This is a genomic window from Geobacillus kaustophilus (assembly GCF_000948285.1).
Lineage (GTDB): Bacteria > Bacillota > Bacilli > Bacillales > Anoxybacillaceae > Geobacillus > Geobacillus thermoleovorans_A.
This window is the reverse complement of the sequence record NZ_JYBP01000001.1, coordinates 70,316-87,210: the sequence shown is the minus strand read 5'-3', so window position 1 is coordinate 87,210 and position 16,895 is coordinate 70,316. Positions and strand designations below refer to the sequence as shown.

Genomic DNA, 16,895 nt, shown 5'->3' with positions numbered 1-16,895 from the left:
GGTGACGGTACCTCACGAGGAAGCCCCGGCTAACTACGTGCCAGCAGCCGCGGTAATACGTAGGGGCGAGCGTTGTCCGGAATTATTGGGCGTAAAGCGCGCGCAGCGGTCCCTTAAGTCTGATGTGAAAGCCCACGGCTCAACCGTGGAGGGTCATTGGAAACTGGGGGACTTGAGTGCAGGAGAGGGGAGCGGAATTCCACGTGTAGCGGTGAAATGCGTAGAGATGTGGAGGAACACCAGTGGCGAAGGCGGCTCTCTGGCCTGCAACTGACGCTGAGGCGCGAAAGCGTGGGGAGCAAACAGGATTAGATACCCTGGTAGTCCACGCCGTAAACGATGAGTGCTAAGTGTTAGAGGGGTCACACCCTTTAGTGCTGCAGCTAACGCGATAAGCACTCCGCCTGGGGAGTACGGCCGCAAGGCTGAAACTCAAAGGAATTGACGGGGGCCGCACAAGCGGTGGAGCATGTGGTTTAATTCGAAGCAACGCGAAGAACCTTACCAGGTCTTGACATCCCCTGACAACCCAAGAGATTGGGCGTTCCCCCTTCGGGGGGACAGGGTGACAGGTGGTGCATGGTTGTCGTCAGCTCGTGTCGTGAGATGTTGGGTTAAGTCCCGCAACGAGCGCAACCCTCGCCTCTAGTTGCCAGCATTCGGTTGGGCACTCTAGAGGGACTGCCGGCGACAAGTCGGAGGAAGGTGGGGATGACGTCAAATCATCATGCCCCTTATGACCTGGGCTACACACGTGCTACAATGGGCGGTACAAAGGGCTGCGAACCCGCGAGGGGGAGCGAATCCCAAAAAGCCGCTCTCAGTTCGGATTGCAGGCTGCAACTCGCCTGCATGAAGCCGGAATCGCTAGTAATCGCGGATCAGCATGCCGCGGTGAATACGTTCCCGGGCCTTGTACACACCGCCCGTCACACCACGAGAGCTTGCAACACCCGAAGTCGGTGAGGCAACCCGTTTCGGGAGCCAGCCGCCGAAGGTGGGGCAAGTGATTGGGGTGAAGTCGTAACAAGGTAGCCGTACCGGAAGGTGCGGCTGGATCACCTCCTTTCTAAGGACGAAAAGCGGAAGCGCCGCGATCGGCTCTCGAAGCCAAATGTTCTTCACCGAGAGGGGTGCTTGCACCCCGAGGGGGAAGGTTATTTGGCAGAAGAGAGCCAGGCGCTGGAGCTAGACACGGGTCGTTATTCAACGCACAACGCGTTTTCGTTTCGTTCAGTTTTGAGGGAACGAGTCATGTTCTCTCAAATGTTTGGCGTCTGCGTCTACAAGCGGATTCGGAGAAGCCGAATTCCTCGACGCAAGACGAAGCTGTTTCAACGTAAGCAGGTTCACTCTTCTCGTTTGCGTCTGCGTCTAAAGTGGATTCGGAGAAGCCGAATTCCTCGACGCAAACCTAAAAAAGAGAAAATCAACCTTCGTTCCTTGAAAACTAGATAACCGGAAAAGCGGAGGCGAGCGTTTCGCCGCGACGGGCAAATGTTCTTCGTCTACAGGGATTTCTAATCCCGAAGGCGAAGGTTATTTGACCCCGAGCGGCGGCGAGCCGAAGCTAGGCAGGAAGAAGCCGAGACGCTTTAGGTTAAGCTGGAAAGGGCGCACGGTGGATGCCTTGGCACTAGGAGCCGATGAAGGACGGGGCAAACGCCGAAACGCTTCGGGGAGCTGTAAGCAAGCGTAGATCCGGAGATGTCCGAATGGGGGAACCCACTGTCCGTAATGGGGGCCAGTATCCATGCCTGAATCCATAGGGCATGGAGGGCACACCCGGGGAACTGAAACATCTTAGTACCCGGAGGAGAAGAAAGCAAATGCGATTCCCTGAGTAGCGGCGAGCGAAACGGGAACAGCCCAAACCAAGAGGCATGTCCTCTTGGGGTTGTAGGACCGCTCACGATGGGAGTGAGAAAGGAACGGGGTAGACGAACCGGTCTGGAACGGCCGGCCGGAGAAGGTGAGAGCCCTGTAGTCGAAACTTCGTTCCCTCCCGAGCGGATCCTGAGTACGGCGGGACACGGGGAATCCCGTCGGAAGCAGGGAGGACCATCTCCCAAGGCTAAATACTCCCTAGTGACCGATAGTGCACCAGTACCGTGAGGGAAAGGTGAAAAGCACCCCGGGAGGGGAGTGAAAGAGAACCTGAAACCGTGTGCCTACAAGTAGTCAGAGCCCGTTGATGGGTGATGGCGTGCCTTTTGTAGAATGAACCGGCGAGTGACGATGGCGTGCGAGGTTAAGCCGAAGAGGCGGAGCCGCAGCGAAAGCGAGTCTGAAGAGGGCGTCAAGTACGTCGTCGTCGACCCGAAACCAGGTGATCTACCCATGTCCAGGGTGAAGGCCGGGTAACACCGGCTGGAGGCCCGAACCCACGCACGTTGAAAAGTGCGGGGATGAGGTGTGGGTAGGGGTGAAATGCCAATCGAACTTGGAGATAGCTGGTTCTCCCCGAAATAGCTTTAGGGCTAGCCTCGGGTTTAAGAGTGTTGGAGGTAGAGCACTGATTGGGCTAGGGGCCCCAACCGGGTTACCGAACCCAGTCAAACTCCGAATGCCAACGACTTATGCCCGGGAGTCAGACTGCGAGTGATAAGATCCGTGGTCGAGAGGGGAACAGCCCAGACCGCCAGCTAAGGCCCCGAAGTGCACGTTCAGTGGAAAAGGATGTGGAGTTGCCAAGACAACCAGGATGTTGGCTTAGAAGCAGCCACCATTGAAAGAGTGCGTAATAGCTCACTGGTCGAGTGGCTCTGCGCCGAAAATGTACCGGGGCTAAACGTGCCGCCGAAGCTGCGGGATGACCGTTGGTCATCGGTAGGGGAGCGTTCTAAGGGCAGAGAAGCCAGACCGGAAGGACTGGTGGAGCGCTTAGAAGTGAGAATGCCGGTATGAGTAGCGAAAACAGAGGTGAGAATCCTCTGCGCCGAAAGCCTAAGGGTTCCTGAGGAAGGTTCGTCCGCTCAGGGTTAGTCGGGACCTAAGCCGAGGCCGAAAGGCGTAGGTGATGGACAACAGGTGGAGATTCCTGTACCACCTTCTTCCCGTTTGAGCGATGGGGGGACGCAGGAGGATAGGGCGAGCAGGCGGCTGGAAGAGCCTGTCCAAGCCGTGAGGCTGATCCGCAGGCAAATCCGCGGATCGCAAGGCCAAGCGGTGACGGCGACGGAGCATTCCGGAAGTCCCTGATTCCACACTGCCAAGAAAAGCCTCTAGCGAGGGAAGAGGTGCCCGTACCGCAAACCGACACAGGCAGGCGAGGAGAGAATCCTAAGGCGCGCGGGAGAACTCTCGTTAAGGAACTCGGCAAAATGACCCCGTAACTTCGGGAGAAGGGGTGCTCTTTCGGGTGAAGAGCCTGGAAGAGCCGCAGTGAAAAGGCCCAAGCGACTGTTTATCAAAAACACAGGTCTCTGCGAAGCCGAAAGGCGACGTATAGGGGCTGACACCTGCCCGGTGCTGGAAGGTTAAGGGGAGCGCTTAGCGGAAGCGAAGGTGCGAACCGAAGCCCCAGTAAACGGCGGCCGTAACTATAACGGTCCTAAGGTAGCGAAATTCCTTGTCGGGTAAGTTCCGACCCGCACGAAAGGTGTAACGACTTGGGCGCTGTCTCAACGAGAGACCCGGTGAAATTATACTACCTGTGAAGATGCAGGTTACCCGCGACAGGACGGAAAGACCCCGTGGAGCTTTACTGCAGCCTGATATGGAATTTTGGTATCGCTTGTACAGGATAGGTGGGAGCCTGGGAAGCCGGAGCGCCAGCTTCGGTGGAGGCGGCGGTGGGATACCACCCTGGCGGTATTGAAATTCTAACCCGCACCCCTTAGCGGGGTGGGAGACAGTGTCAGGCGGGCAGTTTGACTGGGGCGGTCGCCTCCCAAAAGGTAACGGAGGCGCCCAAAGGTTCCCTCAGAATGGTTGGAAATCATTCGGAGAGTGCAAAGGCACAAGGGAGCTTGACTGCGAGACGGACAGGTCGAGCAGGGACGAAAGTCGGGCTTAGTGATCCGGTGGTTCCGCATGGAAGGGCCATCGCTCAACGGATAAAAGCTACCCCGGGGATAACAGGCTGATCTCCCCCAAGAGTCCACATCGACGGGGAGGTTTGGCACCTCGATGTCGGCTCATCGCATCCTGGGGCTGTAGTCGGTCCCAAGGGTTGGGCTGTTCGCCCATTAAAGCGGTACGCGAGCTGGGTTCAGAACGTCGTGAGACAGTTCGGTCCCTATCCGTCGCGGGCGGAGGAAATTTGAGAGGAGCTGTCCTTAGTACGAGAGGACCGGGATGGACGCACCGCTGGTGTACCAGTTGTCCCGCCAGGGGCACCGCTGGGTAGCTATGTGCGGACGGGATAAGCGCTGAAAGCATCTAAGCGTGAAGCCCCCCTCAAGATGAGATTTCCCACCGCGTGAAGCGGGTAAGATCCCTCGAAGATGACGAGGTGGATAGGTCCGAGGTGGAAGCGTGGCGACACGTGGAGCTGACGGATACTAATCGATCGAGGGCTTGACCTATGAGCGGCTTCTTCCGACGGTTGTCTAGTTTTGAAGGAATGAATTTCCTTCTTGACATTGTTTATTTTCTAAGTATAATAAATGATGTCAAAATCAAAATGCTTGCCTAGTGGCTATGGCGGAGGGGAAACACCCGTTCCCATCCCGAACACGGAAGTTAAGCCCTCCAGCGCCGATGGTAGTTGGGGCCAGCGCCCCTGCAAGAGTAGGTCGCTGCTAGGCAATGTTTCATTATTCCGCAAATAGCTCAGCGACGAGCTTCACATCTTCGAATTCGCTACGAGTTGCCTCGACGCTTCTCACTTCCTTGAATTAGCTAGATTAGCTAGTAGAGGAGGCAACGAGTACATTGGGAAGATGCACATGACATATAGTTTTCTCATCATTCCGCAATAGCTCAGCGGTAGAGCAACCGGCTGTTAACCGGTAGGTCGTAGGTTCGAATCCTACTTGCGGAGCCATTTTTACGCTTCCATAGCTCAGTAGGTAGAGCACTTCCATGGTAAGGAAGAGGTCACCGGTTCGAGCCCGGTTGGAAGCTCCATTTATTTTCCGGCCCGTTGGTCAAGTGGTTAAGACACCGCCCTTTCACGGCGGTAACACGGGTTCGAATCCCGTACGGGTCACTCCCATTTCGGCCAATCGTCCTTTCAAGGATGATTGGCCGAAATGAAAAGCGTATAATTCACTGATCATAGAGACATAATAACGATTGAGTACAGCATATATTCTTCATAACGTTGGGCTATAGCCAAGCGGTAAGGCAACGGACTTTGACTCCGTGATGCGCTGGTTCGAATCCAGCTAGCCCAGCCATTATTTTTTTGTACATAAAAATGGTCATGAGCCATTAGCTCAGTAACGAGCGCTACATCTTCGAGTTCGCTGCGAGTTGCCCCGACGCATACGACTTCCTTGAATGGGCTGGTAGAGGAAGGGACATCGTAGGTTGTGAGTGTATACTTAAACTATGAGCCATTAGCTCAGTAGGTAGAGCATCTGACTTTTAATCAGAGGGTCGGAGGTTCGAGTCCTCCATGGCTCACCACAGCGCGGAAGTAGTTCAGTGGTAGAACACCACCTTGCCAAGGTGGGGGTCGCGGGTTCGAGTCCCGTCTTCCGCTTGGGCGGGGCCTTAGCTCAGCTGGGAGAGCGCCTGCTTTGCACGCAGGAGGTCATCGGTTCGATCCCGATAGGCTCCATCAAAAGCAGACTGCTTGAAAACCCAAAAGCAGTCTGCTCTTTTTTGTTATATCGGTATAAATATTCAAAATTTTGTCAAGTTGAGTCATCTCCTTTCTTTCCTCTACAATAAAGACGTAACGGGAATCAGAAAGGAGTGGGAGACAGCATGAAGCCAATTTCCATTATCGGTGTTCCGATGGATTTAGGGCAGACGCGCCGCGGCGTTGATATGGGGCCGAGTGCGATGCGTTACGCGGGTGTGATTGAGCGGCTCGAACGCCTTCATTACGATATCGAAGATTTAGGAGATATCCCGATCGGAAAAGCTGAAAGGTTGCATAAGCAAGGAGATTCACGGTTGCGCAATTTGAAAGCGGTTGCGGAGGCGAATGAGAAACTCGCGGCGGCGGTTGACCAAGTCGTTCAGCGGGGGCGCTTCCCACTTGTGTTGGGCGGCGACCATAGCATCGCCATTGGCACGCTCGCTGGGGTGGCGAAACATTATGAGCGGCTTGGAGTGATCTGGTATGACGCGCACGGCGACGTCAACACCGCGGAAACGTCGCCGTCTGGAAACATTCATGGCATGCCGCTGGCGGCGAGCCTCGGGTTTGGCCATCCGGCGCTGACGCAAATCGGCGGATACAGCCCGAAAATCAAGCCGGAGCATGTCGTGTTGATCGGCGTCCGTTCCCTTGATGACGGGGAGAAGAAGTTTATTCGCGAAAAAGGCATCAAAATTTACACGATGCATGAGGTCGATCGGCTCGGAATGACAAGGGTGATGGAAGAAACGATCGCCTATTTAAAAGAACGGACGGATGGCGTTCATTTGTCGCTTGACTTGGATGGTCTTGACCCAAGCGACGCACCGGGAGTCGGAACGCCTGTCATTGGCGGATTGACATACCGCGAGAGCCATTTGGCGATGGAGATGCTGGCGGAAGCGCAAATCATCACTTCAGCGGAATTTGTCGAAGTGAACCCCATCTTGGATGAGCGGAACAAAACAGCGTCAGTTTCTGTAGCGCTGATGGGGTCGTTGTTTGGTGAAAAACTCATTTAATGCATTTGGGCAAAGAGGGTTGGCTGCGGGGATTCACGGATGTGATGATGATTTGTTCCCGCGGTTTGTGAAAGAGGGGCTGCCATTTGTTTGGCGTCCCCTCTTTTTCCGTTGTATGATACAATAAATGTGTTGCATGAAACTTTTCTTGATCGAGCGCCGTAATATACGGTAAGCCGTGAGGCGGGGGTATTGTATTTTATGGATCTATTTATTAAAAAGAGAATTAAGGCGATCCAAAAAGGGGATCAAAATGCATACGCAGATCTTGTCGATTTGTATAAGGACAAGATTTACCGCCTTTGCTATCGAATGCTCGGCAATCGGCATGAGGCGGAAGATGCGGCGCAGGAGGCGTTTATCCGCGCCTACACCCATATTGATACGTACAATCCAGAAATGAAATTTTCTACTTGGCTGTACCGAATTGCCACGAACTTGACGATCGATAAATTGCGGAAACGGAAACCGGACGTGTATTTAGATGAAGAGGTCGGAGGCACGGACGGGTTGACGATGCAGGCTCAGCTTCCTTCCCGCGAAGCATCTCCGGAGGAGGCGGTGGAAAGTCTGGAGCTGCAAGAGACGGTGCAGCGGGCGATTGAGCGGTTGCCAGAAAAATATCGAAGCGTGATCGTGTTGAAATATATGGAAGATTTGTCGTTGCAAGAAATCAGCGAAGTTTTAGGGTTGCCGATCGGCACGGTAAAAACGCGGCTGCATCGCGGCCGCGAAGCGTTGCGCAGGCAATTGGGCCATTTATAAGAGGGTGGGAGATCATGAAATGTCCGAAAGAAATCATGTTGCTCATGCATAGCTATTTAGATGGGGATCTTCAGCCAGAAGGAGAGCAGCGGCTGAAAGAACACTTGCGTTCTTGCGCGGCGTGCGCTGCCCATTTTCACGAGCTGAAAAAAACGGTTGCTTTCCTCCAATATGCCGCCCACGTTGCGGCGCCGCCGTCGTTTTCGGCTAAGGTCATGGAGGCCATGCCGCAAGAGAGAAAGACCGCGCGGCTGCGCCGTTTTATGCATCGTCATCCGCTGCTCACGGCTGCTTCGTTGTTTTTAGCGCTCACTTTGGGCAGCTTCGCTTCTTCATGGGGAGAAAGAGGCGCGTTTTCCGTCTCTGCTGATGAACATGTCATCATCCGCGACCATACTGTCATCGTGCCGAAAGGAGAAACGGTCAAAGGGGATATTGTCGTCCGCAATGGCTCGATTCGGATTGAAGGAACGGTTGATGGGGATGTGACTGTGATCCATGGAAAGAAATATATGGCGTCCGCCGGGCAAGTGACAGGAGAAGTGGAGGAAATTAATCAAGTGTTTGAATGGATTTGGTATAATATTAAAGAAAGGTTCAATCGTGCGCTCCAATCGATTGAATGATGGCAGCCATCGTTCGATGGCTTTTTCCATGACCATCAGCAGATTGGAATTAGAGATAAAGGAAGTGTGAAGATGTCCTTCGAAGAGCTCCCCATCGTGTCATATTTGTTAAAAGTGGTTGATATTCTTGTCGTTTGGTATGTGATTTACAAGTTGATCATGATGATCCGCGGGACGAAGGCCATTCAGCTGTTAAAAGGCATTTTTTTAATTATTTTAGTGCGTTTTGTGAGCAATTATCTCGGATTGACGACGCTGCAATGGCTGATGGATCAGGCGATCATTTGGGGGTTTCTCGCGATCATCATCATTTTTCAGCCGGAATTGCGGCGCGCGCTTGAGCAGCTCGGCCGCGGAAGGCTGTTCACCCGCAATACGGTTAATGAAGATGAAGACCGAATGCGAATGGTAGAAGCTATTGTAAAAGCGACCGAGTATATGGCGAAACGGCGCATCGGCGCGCTGATTTCCATCGAGCGGGAGACAGGGATGAATGATTACGTCGAAACCGGAATTTTGTTGAACGCACACGTATCGTCCGAGCTGCTTATTAATATTTTCATTCCGAACACGCCGCTTCATGACGGGGCGGTCATTATTCAAAAAAATCAAATCGCTGCGGCGGCCTGTTATTTACCGTTATCGGAAAGTCCGTTTATTTCGAAAGAGCTCGGAACACGCCATCGGGCGGCGCTCGGCATCAGCGAAGTGACGGACAGTGTCACTGTTGTCGTGTCGGAAGAGACGGGAGCAGTATCGTTGACGAAAAACGGTGAGCTGTACCGCGATTTAACGATCGATGAGTTTCGGGAGCTGTTGACCGGCGAACTTGCTCCAGCGACGAAGGCGTCCGCCTCTTCCCGTTGGCAATGGAGGGGGAAGAAACATGGATAAGTTGATGGACCATCCTTGGTTTATTCGCGTCGTTTCCTTGTTGTTAGCGATTATGCTGTATATGTCGGCCAATGTTGGGGCGAAAACCGGCGAGACGCGCAACACGTTTGGCCAGGAAGATGCGGAAACGCTGATCGATATTCCGGTGGTCGCTTACTATGATGAAGACAACTTGGTCGTATCTGGCGTCCCGAAATACGTGAATGTTACGCTCCAAGGGCCGGCCAGCATTGTTAAGCCGACGGCTCTGCAGCGGAATTTCGAAGTGTATGTCGATTTAACGGAATTGCCGTTAGGGACATACACGGTGCCGATCAAATACAGGGACATTTCCGATAAGTTGAAAGTGACGATTCAGCCTGCCTCGGCAAAAGTGACCATTCGCGAAAAAGTGTCGAAACGGTTTTCGGTCGGTGTTGAATTTTTCAATCGAAACAAAATGCCGGATGGCTATTCTGTTGGAGAACCGATGGTGAAACCAAATGCTGTGACGATTACAGGGGCGAAGGAACTGATCGACGAGATTGCGTTTGTCAAAGCCATCGTCGACTTAGATGGAGCGACGGAAACGCTGACGAGAGAAGCGCGCGTTCGGGTGTACGATCGGCGGGGGAATGAGTTGGATATCGAACCAGAGCCATCGTCGGTGGAAGTGACCGTTCCGGTGGAAAGCCCGAGCAAGACGGTGCCGGTTCAAGTGCGAACAACTGGGGAGCTGCCGGATGGCGTGCATCTTGTCAGCATCACGCCGGAGCCGGATCGGGTCACGATTTACGGACCAAAAGAGGTGCTGAACCGTATTGACAAGTTGGAAGGATTGACAGTTGACTTGGACGATATTACCGATGATGAGACGGTAGAACTTGACGTTCCGCTCCCTGATGGGGCAAAAAGCGTCGACCCAGACAAAATCAAGGTGCATATTGATGTGGAAAAAGACGTCACGCAAACGTGGAAAGACGTGCCGATCGCCGTCGTCGGCTTGCCGGATTCATACAAAGCGGAATTTGTCAAACCGGTTGAAGGAAAGATTACGATTCGACTGATCGGTCCACCTGACATTGTCCGCGGATTGACAAAAGATGACGTCCGTTTGTATGTCGATGTCAGCGGGCTTGATGTCGGCGAGCATCAAGTCCCTATTCAATGGGACAATCCTAACGACGTTCAATGGCAACCTTCGACGGAAACAGCGATGGTTCATATTAGCGAAAAAGCAACTGCACAATAAACTGCATAGTAAGGAGAGAGTGAGCCAATGGGCAAATATTTTGGCACTGATGGTGTACGAGGAGTCGCGAATCGTGAATTGACGCCAGAGCTGGCGTTTCAAATCGGGCGCTGCGGAGGATATGTGCTGACGAAAAGCGCTGAGCGCCCAAAAGTGCTGATCGGGCGCGATACGCGCATTTCCGGCCATATGCTTGAAGGGGCTCTTGTCGCCGGGTTGCTCTCGATTGGAGCGGAAGTCATGCGCCTTGGCGTCATCTCCACGCCAGGCGTCGCCTATTTGACGAAGGCGCTCGGCGCGCAGGCCGGCATTATGATTTCCGCCTCCCACAATCCGGTGCAAGATAACGGCATCAAATTTTTCGGTCCGGACGGGTTTAAGCTGTCGGATGAGCAGGAAGCGGAGATTGAGGCGTTGATCGACAGCGCGGAGGACATGCTGCCGCGGCCGATTGGGGCTGGGCTTGGGCAAGTCAACGACTACTTTGAAGGCGGACAAAAATATTTGCAGTATTTAAAACAAACGATCGATGAAGAAGATTTTTCCGGGATGAAAATCGCCCTCGACTGCGCGCACGGGGCGACGTCATCGCTTGCAACGTACTTATTTGCCGATTTGGATGCGGATGTCGTCACGATGGGGGCGTCGCCCAATGGGCTCAACATTAACGAAGGGGTCGGCTCCACCCATCCCGAAGCGCTGGCCGCGTTTGTCAAAGAAAAAGGTGCTGATGTCGGGCTCGCTTTTGACGGCGACGGCGATCGCCTCATCGCTGTGGATGAGAACGGCAGCATCGTCGACGGCGATCAAATTATGTACATTTGCGCCAAATATTTAAAAGAAACAGGCCGTCTCAAACAACAAACCGTCGTCTCAACCGTCATGAGCAATCTCGGGTTTTACAAAGCGCTTGAGGCGCAAGGCATTAAAAGCGTGCAGACAGCTGTCGGCGACCGCTATGTCGTCGAGGAAATGAAAAAGAACGGCTACAACCTCGGCGGCGAGCAGTCCGGACACATCATCTTCCTCGACTACAACACGACGGGAGACGGGATGTTGACGGCGCTTCAGCTTGTCAACATCATGAAAATCAAAGGCAAGCCGCTTTCCGAATTGGCGGGCGAAATGAAAAAATATCCGCAGCTGCTTGTGAACGTCCGGGTAAAAGAGAAAGAAAAAGTGATGGAAAATGAGCAAGTGAAGAGTGTGATCGCAGAAGTGGAAGCGGAAATGAACGGCAACGGCCGCGTTCTTGTCCGCCCATCGGGCACCGAACCGCTCGTGCGCATTATGGCTGAGGCCCCGACGGAGGAAGCGTGCCGCGCCTATGTTGAGCGGATCGCGGATGTCGTCCGCCGTGAAATGGGAGCGGAATAACCGTCCGCTTGGACAACCACCCTATGCATAAACGGAACGTTCGCTTCCGTTTATGCATAGGTTATTTTATACAGATAGTTGACGCCGATGGGAATGTCCTGTAATATTAACGTTGTTGCCTTTTTCTTGAAAGGAGGCGATGGAAGGGCGAAGAACGGAACATGGTGAAGTGATGGCTTGCCGCAACCGCAGGCATGGCCAACAAAGCAAAAAGGTGGTTGGTTGTTGCATCGGTTTTGACGAGACAAAAGCGCCTGGACTAAGCGCGGAGCGGAAGCGCGCTTAGTTGACGAGGAGGAGGTTTATCGAGGTTTTCGGCGGATGCCTCCCGGCTGGAGCGATGACAGCCGCAAGTCCTCTCTTAAAACAAAGGGGTGACCCTTTGCACAAAGGGGAGGATGTCATCGCACGAACCCACAAGAAGGGAGTCTGCCGCGTTCATCGGCGAGGCCCCTAATTTGCTCTTTGACAACTGGACAGAACGGATCTCGTTGGCGGCAGCCTCCAAGATGAAAAGGAGGAACATTTGCCATGTGCGGCATTGTTGGTTATATCGGTTACCAAGATGTGAAAGAAATTTTACTGCGCGGATTGGAAAAACTCGAGTATCGCGGCTACGATTCGGCGGGGATCGCCGTATTGAACGAAAACGGCGTGCACGTATTTAAGGAAAAAGGACGGATCGCAGATTTGCGCCGCATCGTCGATCCGAATGTGAAAGCGACCGTCGGCATCGGCCATACACGTTGGGCGACGCACGGGGCGCCAAGCCGGGTGAACGCTCACCCGCATCAAAGCGCGTCGGGCCGTTTTACGCTCGTGCATAACGGCGTCATCGAGAACTATGAAATGGTGAAGCGCGATTATTTAGCCGATGTCGCGTTTCAAAGCGACACCGACACGGAAGTGATTGTCCAGCTTGTGGAAAAATTTGTCCACGACGGGCTGACGACGAAAGAAGCGTTTCGAAAAACGCTCTCGCTGTTAAAAGGGTCGTACGCCATCGCCATGATCGATGCGCAAGACGAAAACACGATCTACGCAGCGAAAAACAAAAGCCCGCTTCTCGTCGGATTGGGTGATGGGTTTAATGTCGTCGCCAGCGACGCGATGGCGATGCTTCAAGTGACCAACCAATTCGTCGAACTGATGGACGGGGAAATGGTCATCGTCACGAGCGAGAACGTCACGATTCAAACGCTGGACGGTGAAACCGTCGAACGGCAGCCGTTTACGGCCGAGCTCGATGCGAGCGACATTGAAAAAGGAACGTATCCGCACTATATGTTGAAAGAAATCGACGAGCAGCCATTTGTCATCCGCCGCATCATCCAAAAGTACCAAGATGAAAACGGCGGATTGGCGATTGACCAAGCGATCATCAACGAAGTGCTGAACGCTGACCGCCTGTACATTGTCGCGTGCGGAACGAGCTACCACGCGGGTCTCGTCGGCAAACAATTGATCGAATCGTGGGCGAAAATTCCGGTTGAAGTGCACATCGCCAGCGAATTTTCGTACAACATGCCGCTGTTGTCGGAAAAGCCGCTCTTCCTCTTTATTTCGCAAAGCGGCGAGACAGCTGACAGCCGCGCCGTGCTCGTGCAAACGAACAAACTCGGCCATAAAGCGATCACGATCACGAACGTCCCAGGTTCGACGTTGTCGCGCGAAGCTGACTATACGCTTTTATTGCACGCCGGCCCGGAAATCGCGGTAGCTTCGACGAAGGCGTACACGGCGCAAATTGCGGTGCTGGCGATTTTGGCGGCGGCCGCGGCGAAAGCAAAAGGCCTCGAATTGGATTTTGACTTGACAAAAGAGCTCGCCATCATCGCCAATGTGATGGAAATGCTGTGCGACGCGAAAGAGGAAATGGAGAAAATCGCGAGCGACTACTTAACGCTGACGCGCAACTGCTTCTTTATTGGCCGTGCGGTTGACTACTATGTCTGCTTAGAAGGTGCGCTCAAGCTGAAAGAAATCTCCTATATCCAAGCGGAAGGGTTTGCTGGTGGTGAGTTGAAACACGGTACGATCGCCCTCATCGAAGATGGCACGCCGGTCATCGCCCTCGCTACCCAAGAGCACGTCAACTTAAGCATTCGCGGCAATGTAAAAGAAGTCGTTGCCCGTGGCGCGAATCCATGCGTTATCTCGATGCGCGGCTTAGAAGGAGAAGGAGATCGCTTCATCATCCCAGCCGTCCATCCGGCTCTCACGCCGCTTGTTTCCGTCGTACCGCTGCAGTTGATCGCGTATTATGCGGCCTTGCATCGCGGTTGCGACGTCGACAAACCACGCAACTTGGCGAAAAGCGTGACGGTAGAGTGAGCGGTTCGTTGGTCGGAAAGGCTGTTGTTGAATGACAAAAAAGTCGGGTACTTGACAAAAAAGTCGGGAACCGGACAAAAAAGTTAGGTACCGAACAAAAAAGTCGGGAACTGAAAGCCTGTTGGTGAATCCAGCAGGCTTTTGTTTTTTCTATTATCTGCGGAAAATAAAGTCGCATACTGAAAAATAAAGTTGGTAACTAGAAAATAATAATGGTAACTGGGAAAAGGTGTTGGCATAGGTTTATGCCAGCACTTTTTTATTTTCGATCAGATAGAATCACTAAAAAAAGCAGGATATTTTAAAAATATTTGTAATATTATGGTACAATTATTGTGAGATATCGATCTTCTTCAAATCACACGGGAGAACATAATTTTTTTGAAATGTGGTGACATGAATGGGGCATAGGTGACTAACGGGTGAGTTGTTTCAATAAGAAACAGTATATGATTATTAAAAATATTCAGATTTTAAATAAATTAGAAAGGAGAATCTACATCATGTCAGTTGATTGGAAAAGTGTAGAACATAGAATTTATACGATGTGTATGATTCAAAACGAAGATAAAGTTTTATTAATTAAACGACCTAACCATTTCGGTTTTCCGGGATATTTAGCACCAGGGGGAAAAGTGGAATTTCCAGAAAGTATCGTAGAAGGGGCTATTAGAGAAGTCAAGGAAGAGACAGGTTTAACCGTTTCAAATTTAATCTATAAAGGTTTGGATGAATATGTTAATCCAAAAGAAAATGTACGATACATGGTTTGTTAAAGCCGATGATAAAATCCCCAATATAGCCGGAATAAAATTCCCCACTTACAATAGAACCATAGTGTCAATGAGAGGAGCTATGGTTCGTGATTACGAGAGGGGAATTTTTTATGATCAAAGAGATGTACGAAAGGGGAATGAGTATTTCCGATATTGCGAGGGAGTTGGGGATTGATCGGAAAACCGTTCGAAAATATATTCACTCCCCCAATCCCCCTTCCAAATCTAAGCGAAAACCAAGAAAAAGCAAGTTAGATCCATTTAAAGAGTATCTTCAAAAACGAATGTTAGAGGATGGGGTGTTCAATAGCGAAAAGTTATTTTTCGAAATTCGACAACAGGGCTATACAGGAGGAAAGACGATTTTAAAGGACTATATAAAACCTTTCCGAGAGACGGCGAAAAAGAAATACACCGTTCGTTATGAAACGCTTCCTGGTGAACAAATGCAAGTCGATTGGAAAGAAGTCGGGGAGGTGATAATCGAAGGGAGAAAAGTCAAGTTATCGCTATTTGTGGCCACATTAGGCTATTCGCGGATGAAATACGCGGTATTTACGACCAGCCAGGACCAGGAACACTTAATGGAATGCCTGATTCAGAGTTTCCAATACTTCGGCGGAGTTCCGAAGAAGGTGTTATTTGATAATATGAAGACCGTTACAGACGGCCGGGAACAAGGAGTGGTGAAATGGAATCAACGATTTTCTGAATTTGCGAGTTACTACGGATTTATTCCAAAAGTGTGCCGGCCTTACCGGGCCCAGACAAAGGGAAAAGTCGAACGAGCCATTCAGTATATCATGGATCACTTCTATGTGGGGACAGCGTTTGAAAGTATCGAAGAATTGAATTTCCTTCTCCATCGTTGGCTCGATCAAGTGGCGAATCGGGAGCCAAACGCCACTACCGGCATTCCTCCGCAAGAGCGTTGGGCAGAGGAACAGCTGAAACCTCTCCCGTTGAACGATTACGATACGAGCTATCTTTCCTATCGGAAGGTGCATTGGGATGGCAGTTTCTCTTACAAAGGGGAACAATGGCTTCTATCGGCGGAGTATGCGGGCAAAGAAATTCTGGTGAAGGAGCGATTAAATGGGGATATTCGATTGTATTATCGAGGGGAGGAGATTTCTTACTTGAACCAACAGAAAAAAGTGATTTCATTCGCCGAAAAAATCAAAAAGAAACAGACGGAAACGGCCGTCACCATTTCGCCTGTTTCGGTGGAAGTGGATACTCGTCCATTGTCCGTTTATGACACGTTCCTGCGAGGGGAAAGCTCATGAAAGAACAAATACACGAGTATTGCCACCGACTCCATTTGCCTGTCATGGCGGAACGATGGTCCGCCATGACAGAATACGCAGCTACTCATAATATACCATATTCGGAGTTTTTATTCCGCTTATTAGAGGCGGAAATCATCGAAAAACAGGAACGATCGATCCAAACGCTCATCAAACTGTCCAAACTGCCATATCGCAAGACGATCGATCGATACGTTTGATTTTAACGCACTGCCTTCCGTGGATGAGCGCCGGATTCGAGAGCTGCTTACCTTATCGTTTATTGATCGAAAGGAGAATATTCTTTTTCTCGGTCCGCCGGGGATTGGAAAGACACATCTGGCTATTTCGATTGGAATGGAGGCGATCGCAAGAGGGTATAAAACGTATTTTATTACCGCCCATGATTTGGTCACTCAGTTAAGAAAAGCCGACCAGGAAGGAAAGCTGGAAAAAAAGCTTCGCATGTTTGTGAAGCCAACCATTCTCATTATGGATGAAATGGGGTACTTAAAATTGGACCCAAACAGCGCTCATTACTTATTTCAGGTCATCGCCCGTCGGTATGAACATGCCCCGATTATCCTCACCTCCAACAAAAGCTTTGGGGAATGGGGAGAAGTTGTGGGAGACTCGGTATTGGCGACCGCGATGTTAGATCGATTACTGCATCATTCCATCATTTTCAACCTAAAGGGGGAAAGCTATCGATTACGGGAAAAGAGGCTCCAACAAGAAAAACAGAAGGATCAATAAGGTCCTTCTGGGGAATTTTAAACCGGCGATTTTGGGGAAAAAATAATCGGCCTTGACAGGCGTACAG

Annotated in this window: 8 protein-coding genes, 7 tRNA genes, 3 rRNA genes and 2 pseudogenes; all 20 read left to right on the top strand. The window is 51.6% G+C overall.

From position 1 onward, the window contains the following. A 16S ribosomal RNA gene (locus tag LG52_RS00455) occupies positions 1-1,069 on the top strand; the annotation flags it as partial. Positions 1,070-1,598: 529 nt separating this feature from the next. Next, positions 1,599-4,529: ribosomal RNA gene (locus LG52_RS00450) — 23S ribosomal RNA — on the top strand. A gap of 105 nt (positions 4,530-4,634) precedes the next feature. Then, a 5S ribosomal RNA gene (gene rrf / locus LG52_RS00445) occupies positions 4,635-4,751 on the top strand. Between the two features lie 164 nt (positions 4,752-4,915). Then, a tRNA-Asn gene (locus LG52_RS00440) sits at positions 4,916-4,990 on the top strand. Between the two features lie 7 nt (positions 4,991-4,997). Further along, positions 4,998-5,073, top strand: a tRNA-Thr gene (locus LG52_RS00435). A gap of 10 nt (positions 5,074-5,083) precedes the next feature. Further along, positions 5,084-5,155 (top strand) — tRNA-Glu (locus LG52_RS00430). Between the two features lie 115 nt (positions 5,156-5,270). Further along, positions 5,271-5,345: transfer RNA gene (locus LG52_RS00425), tRNA-Gln, on the top strand. A 156-nt stretch (positions 5,346-5,501) separates the two neighbouring features. Further along, positions 5,502-5,577: transfer RNA gene (locus tag LG52_RS00420), tRNA-Lys, on the top strand. A gap of 4 nt (positions 5,578-5,581) precedes the next feature. Continuing rightward, positions 5,582-5,653 (top strand) — tRNA-Gly (locus tag LG52_RS00415). A 5-nt stretch (positions 5,654-5,658) separates the two neighbouring features. Continuing rightward, positions 5,659-5,731 (top strand) — tRNA-Ala (locus LG52_RS00410). Between the two features lie 149 nt (positions 5,732-5,880). Next, positions 5,881-6,780 (top strand): arginase, encoded by a 900-nt coding sequence (rocF, locus tag LG52_RS00405; RefSeq protein WP_044730411.1) that lies wholly within the window; start codon positions 5,881-5,883, stop codon positions 6,778-6,780. Between the two features lie 201 nt (positions 6,781-6,981). Beyond that, the gene (gene sigW / locus LG52_RS00400) at positions 6,982-7,545 is read left to right on the top strand and encodes an RNA polymerase sigma factor SigW (RefSeq protein ID WP_044730410.1); all 564 of its coding nucleotides are present in this window, start codon (positions 6,982-6,984) and stop codon (positions 7,543-7,545) included. 14 nt (positions 7,546-7,559) lie between these two features. Further along, positions 7,560-8,171, top strand: a complete 612-nt coding sequence (rsiW, locus tag LG52_RS00395; protein WP_044730409.1) for an anti-sigma-W factor RsiW — start codon at positions 7,560-7,562, stop codon at positions 8,169-8,171. Between the two features lie 72 nt (positions 8,172-8,243). Beyond that, entirely contained in the window at positions 8,244-9,065 is an 822-nt protein-coding gene (cdaA, locus tag LG52_RS00390) for a diadenylate cyclase CdaA (protein ID WP_044730408.1), read from the top strand. Then, positions 9,058-10,296, top strand: a complete 1,239-nt coding sequence (locus LG52_RS00385) for a YbbR-like domain-containing protein (protein ID WP_044730407.1) — start codon at positions 9,058-9,060, stop codon at positions 10,294-10,296. Before cdaA ends, LG52_RS00385 begins: the two co-directional genes overlap by 8 nt. A 27-nt stretch (positions 10,297-10,323) precedes the next feature. Then, on the top strand, positions 10,324-11,673 hold the full coding sequence (gene glmM / locus LG52_RS00380; RefSeq protein WP_044730406.1) for a phosphoglucosamine mutase: 1,350 nt from the start codon (positions 10,324-10,326) through the stop codon (positions 11,671-11,673). Positions 11,674-12,204: 531 nt separating this feature from the next. Continuing rightward, positions 12,205-14,007, top strand: coding sequence for a glutamine--fructose-6-phosphate transaminase (isomerizing) (gene glmS / locus LG52_RS00375; RefSeq protein ID WP_044730405.1), 1,803 nt, complete (start codon positions 12,205-12,207; stop codon positions 14,005-14,007). 503 nt (positions 14,008-14,510) lie between these two features. Next, positions 14,511-14,777, top strand: a pseudogene (locus LG52_RS00370) (NUDIX domain-containing protein); the annotation flags it as partial. 92 nt (positions 14,778-14,869) lie between these two features. Continuing rightward, the gene (gene istA, locus LG52_RS00365) at positions 14,870-16,072 is read left to right on the top strand and encodes an IS21 family transposase (RefSeq protein ID WP_044730404.1); all 1,203 of its coding nucleotides are present in this window, start codon (positions 14,870-14,872) and stop codon (positions 16,070-16,072) included. After that, a pseudogene (gene istB / locus LG52_RS00360) lies at positions 16,069-16,828 on the top strand (IS21-like element helper ATPase IstB). The gene istA and the pseudogene istB overlap by 4 nt, the downstream one beginning before the upstream one ends. Positions 16,829-16,895 lie beyond the last annotated feature (67 nt).